Origin of the sequence: Microbacterium sp. MMO-56, from assembly GCF_037146215.1 — a bacterium.
GTDB lineage: Bacteria > Actinomycetota > Actinomycetes > Actinomycetales > Microbacteriaceae > Microbacterium.
Map to the genome: position 1 here is coordinate 99526 of NZ_JBBCVW010000003.1, position 14468 is coordinate 113993.

At 72.5% G+C, this 14468-nt stretch carries 12 protein-coding genes; 9 read left to right on the forward strand and 3 right to left on the reverse strand.

Annotated elements, in window-relative coordinates; all coding sequences use genetic code 11:
• Positions 1-30: 30 nt before the first annotated feature.
• Together WFI00_RS03730 and WFI00_RS03735 are read right to left on the reverse strand one after the other, a co-directional pair.
• Positions 31-1026, reverse strand: a complete 996-nt coding sequence (locus WFI00_RS03730; RefSeq protein WP_336630642.1) for a hypothetical protein — start codon at positions 1024-1026, stop codon at positions 31-33.
• A gap of 90 nt (positions 1027-1116) precedes the next feature.
• On the reverse strand, positions 1117-1395 hold the full coding sequence (locus WFI00_RS03735) for a helix-turn-helix domain-containing protein (protein WP_336630643.1): 279 nt from the start codon (positions 1393-1395) through the stop codon (positions 1117-1119).
• An 86-nt stretch (positions 1396-1481) separates the two neighbouring features.
• On the opposite strand from WFI00_RS03735, the gene WFI00_RS03740 reads away from it, so the two are divergent.
• The 6 genes from WFI00_RS03740 to WFI00_RS03765 all read left to right on the forward strand — a co-directional run bounded on the left by WFI00_RS03740 (position 1482) and on the right by WFI00_RS03765 (position 10793).
• Entirely contained in the window at positions 1482-1859 is a 378-nt protein-coding gene (locus WFI00_RS03740) for a hypothetical protein (protein WP_336630644.1), read from the forward strand.
• 27 nt (positions 1860-1886) lie between these two features.
• Positions 1887-2333: an ImmA/IrrE family metallo-endopeptidase gene (locus WFI00_RS03745; RefSeq protein WP_336630645.1), complete on the forward strand. Its 447-nt coding sequence runs from the start codon at positions 1887-1889 to the stop codon at positions 2331-2333.
• 257 nt (positions 2334-2590) lie between these two features.
• Complete coding sequence (gene glgX, locus WFI00_RS03750; protein WP_336630646.1) at positions 2591-4801, forward strand: glycogen debranching protein GlgX; 2211 nt, start codon at positions 2591-2593, stop codon at positions 4799-4801.
• Between the two features lie 2 nt (positions 4802-4803).
• A complete protein-coding gene (treY, locus tag WFI00_RS03755) occupies positions 4804-7194 on the forward strand; it encodes a malto-oligosyltrehalose synthase (protein ID WP_336630647.1) in 2391 nt (796 codons plus the stop codon).
• 880 nt (positions 7195-8074) lie between these two features.
• Positions 8075-9865 carry a malto-oligosyltrehalose trehalohydrolase gene (gene treZ / locus WFI00_RS03760; protein ID WP_336630648.1) on the forward strand — a complete coding sequence of 597 codons (1791 nt, stop codon included), beginning with the start codon at positions 8075-8077 and terminating at the stop codon, positions 9863-9865.
• A gap of 91 nt (positions 9866-9956) precedes the next feature.
• Entirely contained in the window at positions 9957-10793 is an 837-nt protein-coding gene (locus tag WFI00_RS03765) for a tryptophan-rich sensory protein (protein ID WP_336630649.1), read from the forward strand.
• A gap of 11 nt (positions 10794-10804) precedes the next feature.
• Here WFI00_RS03765 and WFI00_RS03770 read toward each other — a convergent pair whose 3' ends face one another.
• Positions 10805-11530 (reverse strand): glutamine amidotransferase-related protein, encoded by a 726-nt coding sequence (locus WFI00_RS03770; RefSeq protein ID WP_336630650.1) that lies wholly within the window; start codon positions 11528-11530, stop codon positions 10805-10807.
• 94 nt (positions 11531-11624) lie between these two features.
• Between WFI00_RS03770 and WFI00_RS03775 the strand changes: the two genes are divergently transcribed.
• The 3 genes from WFI00_RS03775 to WFI00_RS03785 are packed head-to-tail and all read left to right on the forward strand — an operon-like array spanning position 11625 to position 14462.
• Positions 11625-12278 (forward strand): RNA polymerase sigma factor, encoded by a 654-nt coding sequence (locus WFI00_RS03775; protein WP_336630651.1) that lies wholly within the window; start codon positions 11625-11627, stop codon positions 12276-12278.
• Positions 12268-12768, forward strand: coding sequence for a hypothetical protein (locus WFI00_RS03780; protein WP_336630652.1), 501 nt, complete (start codon positions 12268-12270; stop codon positions 12766-12768). Before WFI00_RS03775 ends, WFI00_RS03780 begins: the two co-directional genes overlap by 11 nt.
• A gap of 38 nt (positions 12769-12806) precedes the next feature.
• Positions 12807-14462 carry a S8/S53 family peptidase gene (locus tag WFI00_RS03785; protein WP_336630653.1) on the forward strand — a complete coding sequence of 552 codons (1656 nt, stop codon included), beginning with the start codon at positions 12807-12809 and terminating at the stop codon, positions 14460-14462.
• The last annotated feature ends 6 nt before the right edge of the window (positions 14463-14468 follow it).

Below are 14468 nucleotides of genomic sequence, written 5' to 3' on the forward strand. Positions count from 1 at the left end.
GACGGAGTCGACGCGCCCACGCGCGGGACGTCAGCGGTGGGATCGCTGTTCCGTCCGCACTCGTGCGACGCGACGGTTCATCGCGACTGCACCGAGGCTCGCGGCAGCCGTCAGTGCGACGAGCCCGAGGGTGCTCCAGGCGAAGGCCGGTGCGACATCGCCGGTGGCGCCCGCGCGCACGACGTTGCGGGTCGGAATCTGTCCGCCGTCCGTGGTGGATGCGCCCGTCGACCCGCCGTCCGCAGCGCCGTCGGAGTCGCCCCCGTCCGTGGGAGCGCCCTCCGCGCGCGTCACCGTCAGATCGGCGAAGAGCGACCCGGTGGATGCCCCGCGCAGCTCGACGCGATGCGCGCCGGCCTCGGTGTCCGCCGCGATCGTCACCGTCTGCGAGACGGCGCCGTCGGCATCCGTCCGACCGGCCCACAGCTGCACCGGCGTCGAGTGCAGCCATGCCGTGACCTCCTCATCGGCGGCGAAGCCGGCCGCGACCACCGTCACGGAACCGCCGGCGGCGACGGTCGAGGCGGACAGCGTCAGGGTCGGTGTTTCCCCGCACTCCGGCACAGGAACGTCCTTCTGGGCGGCGGTGCGGTAGTCGTCCGGGGCCGAAGTGAGGTTGTACCCGGCCCTCACGCCGTGGACGAACCCCTCGGGGTGCGACCACACCGGCACCGTCGACACGGCGGTACCGTCCGCTGCGGTGCTGCCCGTCCACTCGTGGAGCCCCATGCCGTCATACTGCCCGTGGCCGTCGTGCCCCCCGGCCTCTATCCAGAGAGCGATGCCGGCCTGCGCGGGCGTCGCGGCGAAGCTCACGTCGACCGCGGCTCCGTCGGGCGTGCAGTAGGGCTCGCCGATTGTCGCCGTGACCGTCGTCTCGGATGCGGGGGCATCCGTCTCCGAAGCGGCCTGCAGGGCGGCGGGCGCGGCCGATGCCGCCGGGGTCGCCAGCAGGGTGACCCCGGTCGCGATACCGATCGACATGACGAGAGCCAGCGCCCCGCGTGATCCTGTGATGAGCGTCATTCCTCTGATCCCTTTGCTGCTGTAGTCGTGGACGGACATGCCGCGGTGGCATGTCCTCGTGGCCCCTCCGCGTCGGCGGAGGGAAGTTCGTCATGCGGCCGGCTGGTCTTCGCGCTCGCTGTCCTGACCCCTGGAGCGCTCGCGGGCGCGGGTGAGAAGTGTGGCCGGATCCACCGCGAGCCATCGACCGACGCGCGCGAGCTCGACGACGTCGAACGGGGTGGCGCCCGACAGTCGCCTTCCGGCTGTGTGTGCGGTGATGCCGAGAACGACGGCCAGTTCGTGGCCTGTGCGTCGCTGGCGCGCCATCTCGACGCGGATCTCATCAGCGAGTGCCGCGCTCGTCGCAGCAGCCGCCCATGATTCCATGCACGAAATGTCGCATGGAAATCCATGCTTTGTCAATATCGGCAGGCATATGGTCGCGAATCCATGCAAATGCCAGAATGAACGACATGCAGCACGACTACGCCGACTTCTTCTGGAATGCGCTCGTGCTCGAGCTCAAAGGAGAGATGGGCCGCCGAGATCTGTCATCGCGTGCCCTGGGCAGGCGCATCGGAAGGTCGTCCCAGTACATGTCCGATCGACTGGACGGAGGCAGCTCCAAGACAGGTAGACGCGTTGTGCTCAACGTGTGGGACCTCGCTGCCATGTCGCACGCGATGGACCTCGAGGAGGCGGAGCTGGCGCGGCGGGCGCATGAGGCGGCGCTTCGGGAGCTCGCCGCCGCCCAAGGGGCGGCCGATGTCGGTAGCTCGGAGCATCATGGTCGCGAGCAGCCGACCGCGGCACGTCGGGGCGAACCCAAACGGAGCGTGTCCGAGCACTGACCCGTCGGTCGCGGAAAGGGGTCGGCGGTGCATCTCGTCTTCGCTGCAGCCGAGTCTCTGGGACTGTCGGTGCGAGCGGCCTCCTTGCCCGCGGGACTGCTGGGCGCCTATTACGCGGATCATCGCCGCATCCTCATAGACAGGCGGCTGACCCCCGAAGAGGAGGTCGAGACGCTCGCGCACGAGATCGGTCATGCGGTGCTCGGGCACGACCGACTCGACGATCCTCGGTTCGAAGCGGAGGCCGACACGTTCGCTGCACGGATGCTGGTCGACTCGGCCGAGTACGAACGCCTCGAACGTCTGCAGCTGTGCGCCCACGACATCGCAGAGGACCTCGGGGTGACACTGCCGATCCTCGAAGCCTTTCGGGCTCAGCTGGGGCGCGACACCTTCGTCACCCGAGCTGCGGCACGGCTGCGGGAGCGATGCACCTCGCCTGCCGGCGGGCTGCACGCGCCCCTCGGCGGATAGCCGCGGGCCCCACCCCGTCACCGCCCCCGTCCGGCTCAGCCCCCGCCCCCGCCCAGTGAGAAACCACTTCCGCCGCGAGAAACCGCGGAGGGGGTGGTTTCTCGGCGTGGGGATGGTTTCTCGCCCGCGAGCCGAGGGGCGAGCGGCATAGCGCGTGGGGGGCGAGGTGTCCAGAGGGGGCGACGGATGTCTCGCTGTCGCATGCAGACCCTAGGCTGAACTCGTCACGACGCGTGGCCGTCACAGGGGAGTCGCATATGCAGGTCTGGCCGGGTTCCGCTTATCCACTGGGTGCGACCTTCGACGGGAGCGGGACGAACTTCGCGCTGTTCAGCGAGGGCGCCGAGCGCGTCGAGCTGTGCCTCTTCGGCGATCGGGGCAAGGAGACGCGCGTCGAGCTCCGCGACGTCGACGCGCACGTCTGGCACGCCTACCTGCCCACGATCCAGCCCGGGCAGCGCTACGGATACCGGGTGTACGGCCCGAACGAGCCTGAGGCGGGGCTGCGCTTCAATCCGCACAAGCTCCTCCTCGACCCCTACGCGAAGGCCGTCGAGGGGCAGGTGAAGTGGGGACAGCCGGTCTTCGGATACGACTTCGGCAACCCGGACTCGCGCAACGACGAGGACTCCGCCGCCTCGATGATGATGGGCGTCGTCGTCAACCCGTTCTTCGACTGGGCCGGCGACCGCCTGCCGAAGACCCCGTACGCCGAGTCGGTCATCTACGAGGCGCACGTCAAGGGCCTCACCGAGCGGCATCCCGAGATCCCCGAGGAGATCCGGGGCACCTACAGCGCGATCGCGCACCCCGTCATCATCGAGCACCTGAAGCGGATCGGCGTCACCGCGATCGAGCTCATGCCGGTGCACCAGTTCGTCAACGACTCGACCCTGCAGGAGAAGGGCCTCAGCAACTATTGGGGCTACAACACGATCGCCTTCCTCGCGCCGCAGAACACCTACGCCTCGACGGGGCAGCGCGGTCAGCAGGTGCAGGAGTTTAAGGGGATGGTGAAGGCTCTCCACGCGGCAGGCATCGAGGTCATCCTCGACGTGGTCTACAACCACACCGCCGAGGGCAACCACATGGGCCCGACCCTGTCGATGCGCGGCATCGACAACGAGGCCTACTACCGCCTCGAACAGGACGACAAGCGGTACTACACCGACTACACCGGCACCGGCAACAGCATGAACGTGGGCAACCCGCACACCCTGCAGCTGATCATGGACTCGCTGCGTTACTGGGTGCTCGAGATGCACGTCGACGGATTCCGCTTCGACCTGGCCGCGACGCTCGCCCGGGAGTTCTACGAGGTCGACCGCCTCGCGGCCTTCTTCGAGATCGTCCAGCAGGATCCGGTGATCTCGCAGGTCAAGCTCATCGCCGAGCCGTGGGACATCGGCCCGGGCGGCTACCAGGTCGGCAACTTCCCGCCGCAGTGGACGGAGTGGAACGGCAAGTACCGCGACACCGTCCGCGACTTCTGGCGCGGCGAGCCGTCGACCCTGGGCGAATTCGCATCGCGGCTGACGGGCTCCGCGGACCTGTACGAGCACGACGGACGCCGCCCGGTGGCATCCATCAACTTCGTCACGGCGCACGACGGCTTCACGCTGCGCGACCTCGTCTCGTACAACGAGAAGCACAACGAGGACAACGGCGAGGACAACAACGACGGCGAATCGCACAACCGGTCCTGGAACTGCGGCGTCGAGGGGCCGACCGACGACTCCGGCGTCCTGACCCTGCGGGCCCGCCAGCAGCGGAACTTCCTCGCGACGCTCCTGCTGAGCCAGGGGGTGCCGATGATCTCGCACGGCGACGAGCTCGGGCGCACCCAGGAGGGCAACAACAACGGCTACGCCCAGGACAACGACATCACCTGGGTCGACTGGGAGCACGCGGATGCCCCGCTGATCGAGTTCACGGCCGCGCTCGCGCGCCTCCGCCGCGAGCATCCCAGCCTGCGTCGCAGTCGCTTCTTCAACGGCCGCCCCGTTCGCCGCGAGGCGGGGGCGCCCGTGCCGGACATCGCCTGGATCCGCCCGGACGGCAGCGAGATGCAGCCGGATGACTGGGAGTCGGGCTTCGGCCGGGCGATCGGCGTGTTCCTCAACGGCGACGGCATCCGCGAGCGCGACCGCCGCGGTGCGCAGATCCACGACCGGCACTTCTTCGTGCTCTTCAACGCCGGCGACGAGTCGCTGTCGTTCACGATCCCGAGGGCGGAGTTCAGCCCGCAGTGGGAGGTCGTGGTCGACACCACCGGGCAGCTCACCGACACGCAGCCCCGCAAGGGCGGCGAATCGCTCGATCTCGCGGCGAAGTCGATGATCGTGCTGCGCGACTTCCAGCCCGACACCCCGGAGATCGACCACTCCGTCGCGGCGTCCCTCGCGGCGCTCACGATGCCGATCGACATCGTGCGCTCGCCCGCTCCGCAGCCCGAGCTCCCGCACTGATCGTGCCGGGGCGGGGAGGGGCGGGGCGCGAGCCCGCATCGACGTACCGGCTGCAGGTGCACGCCTCGTTCGACCTGGATGCCGCCGCGGCGGCGACGGGTTATCTGCGCGACCTGGGGGTCGGGTGGGTCTACCTGTCGCCGATCCTGCAGGCGGCGGAGGGCTCGACGCACGGCTACGACGTCGTCGATCCGACGCGGGTGGACGAGGCGCGGGGCGGTGCCGCGGGACTCGATCGCCTCGCGACGGCCGCGCATGCCGTCGGGCTCGGCGTGCTCGTCGACATCGTGCCCAACCACCAGGGCGTCGCCGTGCCGGCCGAGAACCCGTGGTGGTGGGACGTCCTCACCCACGGACGCGGCTCGCGTCACGCCGCGGCGTTCGACGTCGACTGGTCGCACGGCGACGACCGCGTCGTGCTGCCGGTGCTCGGCGGCGACCCCGACGAGGTGATCGGCCGCGGCGAGATCGAGGTCGCGCCTCCCGGCTCCGACGCCGAGGTGTCCAGCGACGGATTGGGCACGGCGCGCTACTTCGATCTCGTCCTGCCGCTCGCGCCGGGCACGGCGCCCCGGAACGCCACCTCCGATCCCGCGGCCGTGCGGGATGTCCTCGCACGTCAGCACTGGCGACTCGCGTTCTGGAGACGGGACGCCGAGGAGCTGAACTATCGGCGCTTCTTCACCGTGACCTCGCTCGCCGGCGTGCGGGTCGAGGTCCCCGATGTCTTCGATGCATCGCACGCGGAGATCCTCCGCTGGATGCGGACGGGGCTCGCCGACGGGCTCCGCATCGACCACCCCGACGGCCTCGCCGATCCGGGGGGATACCTCGATCGCCTCGCCGAGGCCACCGGCGGTGCGTACACCGTCGTCGAGAAGATCCTCGAACCGGGCGAGGAGCTGCCCGGCTGGTGGGCGACCGACGGGACGACCGGCTACGACGCGCTCGGCGAGATCGACCGCGTCCTGGTCGACCCTGCCGGTGCGGGCCCGTTCACCGCGCTGGAGGACGAGCTGAGAGGCGAGCCGCTCGGCTGGGCGGACCTGATCGCCGGCACGAAGCGCGAGATCGCCGACACGTCGCAGGCCGCGGAAGTCGGCCGCATCCTCCGCACGATCCCGGACGGTGCTGCGCTGGGCGACGGACCCGATGTGCGGGATGCCGTCGCCGAGCTCCTGGCCGCGTTCGGCGTCTACCGGGCGTACCTCCCGGCCGGCGACGACCACCTCGCCGAGGCGCAGGCGACCGCGGCGCGCCGACGCCCCGACCTGGCCGCGCCGCTCGCCGAGCTCGTCCGGCTGCTGCGCGCCGACCCGAGGGGCGAGTTCGCGCGCCGGATCATGCAGACCACTGGCCCCGTCATGGCCAAGGGCGTCGAGGATCGTGCCTTCTACCGCTACGGCGGGCTGACCTCGCTCACCGAGGTCGGCGGCGACCCGAGCCGGTTCGCGATCACCCCCGCGCAGCTGCACGAGGGGTTCGCGCGCCGCCAGGCATCCTGGCCGCACGCCCTCACCGCCCTGACGACGCACGACACCAAGCGGTCCGAGGACGTGCGGGCGCGCATCTCGGTGCTCGCCGAGATCCCGGACCGGTGGGCGCGGACGCTGGGCGATCTGCGCACCGTCGCCTCGACCGGGGACGGCACGCTCGACGCGCTCCTCTGGCAGGCGGTCGTCGGAGCGTGGTCAGACGATCCTCGGCTCGGCGAGCGGCTGCACGCCTATGCGGAGAAGGCGGCCCGCGAGGGCGCCGTCGGCACCAGCTGGGAGGATCCCGACGCGGCGTTCGAAGCGCGCGTCGCCGCGCTCGTGGATGCCGCGGTCGGCGACGCGCGGAGCACCGTCGCGGCCTTCGTCGACGAGATCGCGGATGCCGGATGGTCCAACGCCCTCGCCGCGAAGCTGCTGCAGATCGCCGGGCCCGGAGTCCCGGACGTGTACCAGGGCACCGAGCTCTGGGACCTCTCCCTCGTCGACCCCGACAACCGCCGCGCCGTCGCCTTCGACGTGCGGCGCGACCTTCTCGCGCGGATCGACGCAGGCTGGCATCCGCCCGTCGACGCCTCCGGCGCGGCGAAGCTGCTGCTGGTGTCGCGAGCGCTGCGGCTGCGCCGCGACCGGCCCGACCTGTTCACGCGGTACACGCCGCTCGAGGTCGTCGGGGATGCCCGCGAGCACGCGATCGCTTTCGACCGCGGCGGGGCGATCGCGGTCGCGACCCGGCTGCCGATCGCTCTCGCCGCTCGGGGCGGGTGGGGGGACGCCGCCGTCATGCTGCCCGCCGGGTCGTGGCGGGACGAGATCACCGGCCGCGTCGTCGAGGGCGGCGCCGCGCCCCTCGCCGAGGTGCTCGACGAGTATCCGGTGGCGCTGCTCGCCCGGGTGTGAGCCGGGGGCCCGTGCGGTGCGGGCCGGGGGCGGTACGGGGTTGGTGCTGGTGCTGGTGCTGGGTCGGGGTGTCCGGGCTGGGACGGGCTTCGGGTGGGATCGCGCGCGCGCGGGCGGGCCGGCGGCCGTGCGGGCGGGTTTGGGGTCGCGTGTGGTCGCCTGGCCCCGTGTCCGGGCTGGGATGGGCTTCGGGTGGGATCGCGCGCAGGTTCGGGGTCGCGTGTGGTCGCCTGGCCTCGGGTTTGGGGTCGCGTGTGGTCGCCTGACTCGCGCGGGGGCGACCATTGGCGACCCCGAACGTGCTGTGGCGGGCTTCGGGCGACCACTGGCGACCCCGAACGTGCTCGGGGATCCTGCGGGCGAGCGTCCGGGTCGACAAAGGGGCGCGGGTGGGCTTATAAATGCCCGGGTGGCCCGCTCGGGTGACGTCTCGCGGGTTTGGGGTCGCGTGTGGTCGCCTGGCCTCGGGTTCTGGGTCGCGTGTGGTCGCGTGACTCGCGCGGGGGCGACCGGTGGCGACCCCGAACGTGCTGTGGCGGGCTTCGGGTGACCAGTGGCGACCCCGAACGTGCTGTGGCGGGCTTCGGGTGACCACTGGCGACCCCGAACCTGCTGTGGCGGGCTTCGGGCGACCGCTGGCGACCAGTGGCGACCCCGAACCTGCCCCGCTGGGAGGACTCACCCCGCGCCGCCCGGTTGCGCGCACCCGCCGCGCGCGAACTCCGCATCCCATCCCGTGTTCGGGTGCGGAGTTCGTCCGGTCCTGCGGAGTTCGTCACCGCGCGTCGCGTCCGGACGTGTGACGCGTCGCGGAGGTGCCGGGGATGGTGGCGGGCGTCAAGGGGGCGTCGGACGCGCGCGAGCCAGGCAGGATGGACGCATGAGCATCGAGGTGTGGGCCCCGCGCGCGGAGCGCGTGCGGTTGCGGCGGCCGGGGCAGGGCGACATCGAGCTGACGGCGGCGGATGCCGGGTGGTGGGGCGCGGACGTGTCGCTCGCTCCGGGCGACGAGTACGGGTTCGTCCTCGGCGACGGAGACGATGTGCGCCCCGACCCCCGCTCGCGGCGCCAGCCCCGGGGCGTGCACGACCTGTCGGCGTGGGACGACCCGACCGGCTTCGCGTGGACGGATGCCGCCTGGCGCGGCCGCGCCCTGGAGAGCGGCCTGATCTACGAGCTCCACATCGGGACGTTCACCCCCGAGGGCACGCTCGACGCCGCGATCGGCAAGCTCGGCCATCTCGTCGACCTCGGGGTGACGCACGTCGAGCTGCTGCCGGTGAACGGGTTCAACGGCACGCACAACTGGGGCTACGACGGCGTGCTCTGGTACACGGTGCAGGAGGACTACGGCGGACCCGCGGCGTACCGGCGCTTCGTCGATGCCGCACACGCGGCGGGCATCGCGGTGATCCAGGACGTCGTCTACAACCACCTCGGACCGTCCGGCAACTACCTGCCGGAGTTCGGTCCGTACCTGCACGACGGGCGCGACACCACGTGGGGCGCGAGCGTGAACCTCGACGAGCGGGCCGTGCGCGACCACATCCTCGGCAACGCGCTGATGTGGCTGCGCGACTTCCACGTCGACGGGCTGCGCCTGGATGCGGTGCACGCGCTGCACGAGTCGGCGGAGAGCCCCGTGCACATCCTCGCGGAGATGTCGGAGCGGGTGGATGCCCTCTCCGCCGAGCTCCGGCGCCCGCTCATCCTCATCGCCGAGAGCGACCTCAACGATCCCGTGATGATCGCGCCCCGCGACGAGGGCGGGTACGGCATCCACGCGCAGTGGGTGGACGACTGGCACCACGCCGCCCATGTCGCGCTGACCGGTGAGACCGCGGGGTACTACGCCGACTTCGCCGATCCGGAGGCGCTCCCGAAGACGTGGCGGGGAGGCTTCTTCCACGACGGCACGTTCTCGTCGTTCCGCGACCGGGTCTGGGGTGCGCCGGTGCCCGCGGACGTCCCGTCCTGGCGGTTCGTCGAGTTCGTGCAGGACCACGACCAGATCGGCAACCGCGCTGCGGGCGACCGGCTCAGTCAGACCCTCTCGTTCGAACGCCTCGCAGTGGCGGCCGTGCTCGTGATGACCGCGCCCGGGACGCCGATGCTGTTCATGGGGGAGGAGTGGGGCGCCTCCACGCCGTGGCAGTTCTTCACTTCGCATCCCGAGCCCGAGCTCGCCGAGGCGACCCGGCGGGGCCGGACCGCCGAGTTCGCGCGCATGGGCTGGGATCCGGCCCTCGTGCCCGACCCGAACGACCCGGCGACCTTCGAGCGCTCGACGCTCGACTGGTCGGAGGCGACCCGCGGCGATCACGGCCGGCTGCTGTGGCTGTACCGCGGGCTCGCTCGCCTGCGTCGCGAGCATCCGGAGCTGACCGACGGCGATCGCTCCGGCCACACCGCGGAGGCGGTCGCCCCGGACCGATGGATCCTGCGCCGCGGCGACGCGCGCGTCCTCGTCAACCTCTCCGACCGGCCCTGGTCGGTCGATCTCGCACCGGACACCGGGATGTGGATCGGGACGACCACCGCGCACGACGGGATGCCGGTCACGGAGGGCCCGCTCGTGCTCTCGCCGGACTCCGCCGTCGTCGTCGGACCGCGCACCGGCACCGAGCCGCCGCGCCGCAGCGCGCCCTACCTCCCCGAGCCCACGGCCTGAGCCCGAGCCCACGGCCTGATGCCGAGCCCGAGCCCACGCCGCCCTGTCAAGGCCCTTCTGACCGGCGCGGGGTCCGCTTAGCGTGGAGGACATGTCGGACACCCCGTTCCCCGCCGCGGAGGGCCCTGCGCGCGGCCGCGATCTCGCGCGCCGGATCGGGGTGATCTCCGCCGTCGTCTTCATGATCGTCGCGGCCATGGTCGGGACGGGCCTGTTCGGCGGGACGAATGTCCGTGACCTGCAGGGCGGTGCGCTCGACGCGGATGCCACGGTGCTGGCGCCCGCCACTCCCGCGTTCTCGATCTGGTCGCTCGTGTACCTCCTGATGATCGGCTACGCGCTCTGGCAGGCGCTTCCCTCGCAGAGCTCGCGAGCGCGGCAGCGCCGCGTGGGCGGCTGGATCGCCCTCACGGCGGTGCTCAACGGAGCGTGGCTCCTGGCCGCCCAGTTCGCGAACCTCGTCGCCACGGTCGCGGTGATCATCCTGCTGCTGGCCGCCCTCGGCGCGACGCTGCGGCTGCTCGTGCTGTCCCCGCCGGAGGGGTGGGCCGACCGGATCCTGATGGACGCGACCGTCGGCATCCACCTCGGCTGGGTGAGCCTCGCCACCGTCGCCGACGTCACCGCGTGGCTCGCCGCCGACGTCGTGACGGTGCCGGATGCCGCGGCTCAGGAGGCCTGGGGCGTGGGCGTGCTGGTCGTCGTCGCGCTCGTCGGGGTGGCGATCGCGGCCGGCACGGGCGGACGGGTCACCCCGGCGCTGGCGATGGGATGGGGGCTCGTCTGGATCGGCGTGGCCCGCACGAGCGGTGAGCCCCATGCGCCCGCGGTCGGGACGGCGGCCTTCGTCGTCGCGGCGGTGGTCATCGTGGCCGCGGTGCTGATGGCGGTGCGTGCCCGAGCCGTCGCGGGCTCCGTCGCGGACTGAGCCGCCCTGCGTCAGACCAGCGCCGCGAACGCGCGCAGGATCCGGGGCGGCTCGGTGAGCGAGGCCGCCAGCACCCGCGCCGCGATGTCGTCGTAGTCGGTGGCGGCGAAGTATCCGTCGTCGCGGTAGACCGCCATGCGCTCGGTGAACGCGCGCCCCGTCGGCTCGGGGTGGAACTGGGTGGCGTAGAGCGTCTCGCCCACGCGGTACGCCTGGACGGGGCAGGCGTCGTTCCGCGCCAGCAGCACGGCGCCGGCCGGCAGTGTCCCGGTGCCCTCCTTGTGCGCCGTCAGCGCCGTGAAGGTGTGGGCGAGCGGGCCGAAGAGCGCGTCGTGCGCGCCCTCCTCGGTCACCGAGACGGTGGTCGGACCGGTGTCCTCGGGATGGGCGCGGGTGACCTCCCCGCCCAGAGCCCGTGTCGCGACCCCGATGCCGTAGCAGGTGAACAGCGCGGCGATGTCGCCCGAGGCGGCGGCCACCGCGAGGCGGCCCAGGCCGCGCTCGAGCTCGCGCTGCACCTCGGTCTTGCTCGACTCGGGATCGCTCACGTTGAAGGGGCTCCCGCCCACGACCGCGCCGCGCCAGCGCGAGGCGGCGTCGGCGGGCAGCGGATCGCGCACGAGATCCCAGCGTTCGAGCTGTGCGGGCTCGAGCCGCATGGCGGCACGGAACGACTCGTACTCGGCGGCGGCGGCGCCCTCCTGCGGGCGTGCGCAGAGATAGACGAGCGGTGCCATGGCGACGAGTCTACGTCGGCCCCACGGGCCGGGCCGGGCGATGTATCAGATTGGCCCTCGCCGCACTCCTGGGTGTGTGAGCAGAATGGGCGGTATGACCGATGCCGATCCCTCGACCTTCCGCGACGCGCCGGACGGCGCGCGGGCGGGCGAGGGCCGCATCGGCGCGCCCGCGACGACGTGGGCGCGCGCGGCCGCGAGCTTCGATCGCTGGATGCGCGGAGACCCGCGGGCGGTCGACGACCTCGTCCGCACGATGACGCCGGTCCTGTGGCACGTCGTCCGTGCCTACGGTCTCGACCCGCTCCTCGCCGAGGACGTCGTGCAGGTGACGTGGCTCACCCTCGTGCGCCGGCGCGCCACGATCCGCGACCCGCAGGCCATCGCCGGATGGCTCATCACCTCCGCCCGCCGCGAGGCGTGGCGCAGCGGCCGCGCCCATCGGCAGCTGCGCCCGGTGGAGACGTCCGATCTCGACGACGCGGCGGAGCCCGCGGCATCCGCGGAAGAGACGGTGCACCTGGACGACCGCGACCGCCGTATCTGGGCCGCCGTCGGCACTCTCGACGAGAGGTGCCGCCGGCTGCTCCGGGTCATCGCGTTCGACGAGCGACCCGACTATGCGCACCTTGCGAACGACCTGGGCATGCCGATCGGCTCGATCGGGCCGACACGCGGGCGCTGCCTCGGCAAGCTGCGCTCCGCTCTCGAAGCGGATGGATGGAGAGGGGATTCCCGTGAGCTCTGACCCCACGACCTCTGACCCCGGGGCCTCCGGCCCCACGACCGACGACGCGCTCCTCGCCGCCCTGCGGCGGGTGTGGGAGAGGGCCGACCCGGCGCCGGCGGGACTGGACGAGGACGCGATCGTCGCGGTGGCCGGCTCCGACCTCGCCGTCGAGTACGCCCTGCTGACGCGGGTCGACAGCGACGCCCACGCGGCGGTCCGCGCGGATGCCGACCTGCTCACGATGCAGTTCACCGACGGACGGACCAGCGTCCTCGTGCACGTGACCGCCGCCGAACGCGGCGCTCGCCGCGTCGACGGGTGGGTCGACGGCGACGTGGCCGAGGTCCACCTGCTGCACGAGGACGAGGCGCGGCACGCGGCGTCCGAGGGGCCGCGCTTCTCGTTCGACGCCGTCCCGACGGGCATCGCGCGCCTGCGGGTGGTGCTGTCCGCGCCGCCGCACCCCGGAGCCTCGATGCAGCTGCTGACGCCCCGCTTCGAGATCTGACCACGGCGCGGTCGCGCCCACACCCCGCAGGAGGACGCATGAGCCCGGAACCGATCGACCGCGACCCGCAGCCGAAGGGGTGGTCCTGGCGGGACCGCGCCCGGGGCTCGATCGTGCGCGCGACGATCCTCGATCCGGGCGTCGAGCCGATCGGCGACATCGAGGCGTTCCCCACGGCGTACGTGCCCGACCGGCTCCTCGTCTCCGACGGAGCGGCGGGCCTGCTGACGGGGAACGTGGACCGCGTCCGCGAGGCCGCCGCGGTCTTCGGCTGGGGTGTCGAGCGCGTGCGGCTCGACGGCACGGAGCTCGGCGAGGGGGAGGTCCCGCAGGGGCGCCTGCGCGGCGCGCCCGCGGTGACCGTGGTCCGCCTGACGACGCCGCTCAGGGCGGAGACGATCTCTCCCGCGCTGCCGGACGCCTGGCGCGTGCTGCAGCAGGTGCGCCGGAGCGTCCTGGCCGGGCGGGACGTCGTGCGCACCGCAGGGGGCGGCGTCGACGTCGGCGCCTCGCTGCGCGCAGCCGGGGTGGATCGCATCGGCCTCGACCACATCCTCACGGTCGACCCGATCGGGGTGAACCCGTTCACCCGGTCGAACCCGTTCACGCGGTCGAACCCGTTCACCCGGTCCAACCCCTTCACGCGGTCCAACCCCGTCGGCGAGTACGCCGACTGCGGGTCGGGCGGGCGTCAGCCCGTGGCGTGGGTGGGGCCCGAACCGCGTCGGACGGAGACCGCGAAGGGATGCCGTCGACCCGTGGTGGCGGTGCTCGACACGGGGATCGGGGCGCACCGCTGGCTGCCGGACGACGTCGTCGACCGCGACGTCCGGCTGGACGGCCACCCCGTCGGCCTCGACGACGAGGCGAACCCCGAGGTCTACCCCGACCTGTTCGGGCCGCTCGACGGGGAGCTGGACCCCGTCGCCGGGCACGGCACGTTCATCGCCGGGATCGTGCGGCAGTTGGCGCCGGACGCGGACCTGCTCGCGATCCGCGTCGCCGATGCGCTGGGCATCGTGCCGGAATCGACCCTGCTCCGGGTCGTCGAGGACATCGGCGTGCTCGTGCAGCGTCACGTCGACGGCGAGCACGGCGGCCGGCCGGTGGACGTCCTCAACCTCTCGCTCGGCTACTACCACGAGACGCCTCAGGACGGGCTCTACACGAAGGATCTCGCCGACCTCCTCACGGCGTTGCGCGCCCTCGGGACGAGCGTCGTGGTCTCCTGCGGCAACGACGCCACCGATCGGCCCACGTTCCCGGCGTCGCTGTGGCCGTGGCCCGGGTCCGACAACGGCCTGCAGCCGGATGCCGGCGCCGCGCATCTGTCCGTCGGCGCCCTCAACCCCGATGCGCGCACCACCGCCCTGTTCTCCAACGTCGGGCCGTGGGTGCGCACGTTCGCGGTGGGGGCATCCGTGCTGAGCACGCTGCCGGACTTCACCGGCGGCCTGCAGGCGTCGGCGCGCGACGACCGCTACGACCGCCGTCGCCTCACGATCGGGCCGGAGGACTACCGCGGCGGCTTCGCCCTGTGGAGCGGCACGTCCTTCGCCGCACCGGTCGTCGCGGGGCTCGTCGCCGCGGGGCTCGGAGCGCTCCCGGAGACCCCGGATCCGGTCGCCTCCGTCTCGGCGGCGCTGGCGGCCGCCGAGGGCGTGCTGGGTGTCCTCGGCACTCCGCAGACCTGACGGGCT

What these genes read in the sequence shown, in the direction of transcription:
- WFI00_RS03730 (WP_336630642.1), bottom strand. Translation starts at nt 1,026, where the DNA reads ATGACGCTCATCACAGGATCACGCGGGGCGCTGGCTCTCGTCATGTCG.
- WFI00_RS03735 (WP_336630643.1), bottom strand. Translation starts at nt 1,395, where the DNA reads ATGGAATCATGGGCGGCTGCTGCGACGAGCGCGGCACTCGCTGATGAG.
- WFI00_RS03740 (WP_336630644.1), top strand. Translation starts at nt 1,482, where the DNA reads ATGCAGCACGACTACGCCGACTTCTTCTGGAATGCGCTCGTGCTCGAG.
- glgX (WP_336630646.1), top strand. Translation starts at nt 2,591, where the DNA reads ATGCAGGTCTGGCCGGGTTCCGCTTATCCACTGGGTGCGACCTTCGAC.
- treZ (WP_336630648.1), top strand. Translation starts at nt 8,075, where the DNA reads ATGAGCATCGAGGTGTGGGCCCCGCGCGCGGAGCGCGTGCGGTTGCGG.
- WFI00_RS03765 (WP_336630649.1), top strand. Translation starts at nt 9,957, where the DNA reads ATGTCGGACACCCCGTTCCCCGCCGCGGAGGGCCCTGCGCGCGGCCGC.
- WFI00_RS03770 (WP_336630650.1), bottom strand. Translation starts at nt 11,530, where the DNA reads ATGGCACCGCTCGTCTATCTCTGCGCACGCCCGCAGGAGGGCGCCGCC.
- WFI00_RS03775 (WP_336630651.1), top strand. Translation starts at nt 11,625, where the DNA reads ATGACCGATGCCGATCCCTCGACCTTCCGCGACGCGCCGGACGGCGCG.
- WFI00_RS03785 (WP_336630653.1), top strand. Translation starts at nt 12,807, where the DNA reads ATGAGCCCGGAACCGATCGACCGCGACCCGCAGCCGAAGGGGTGGTCC.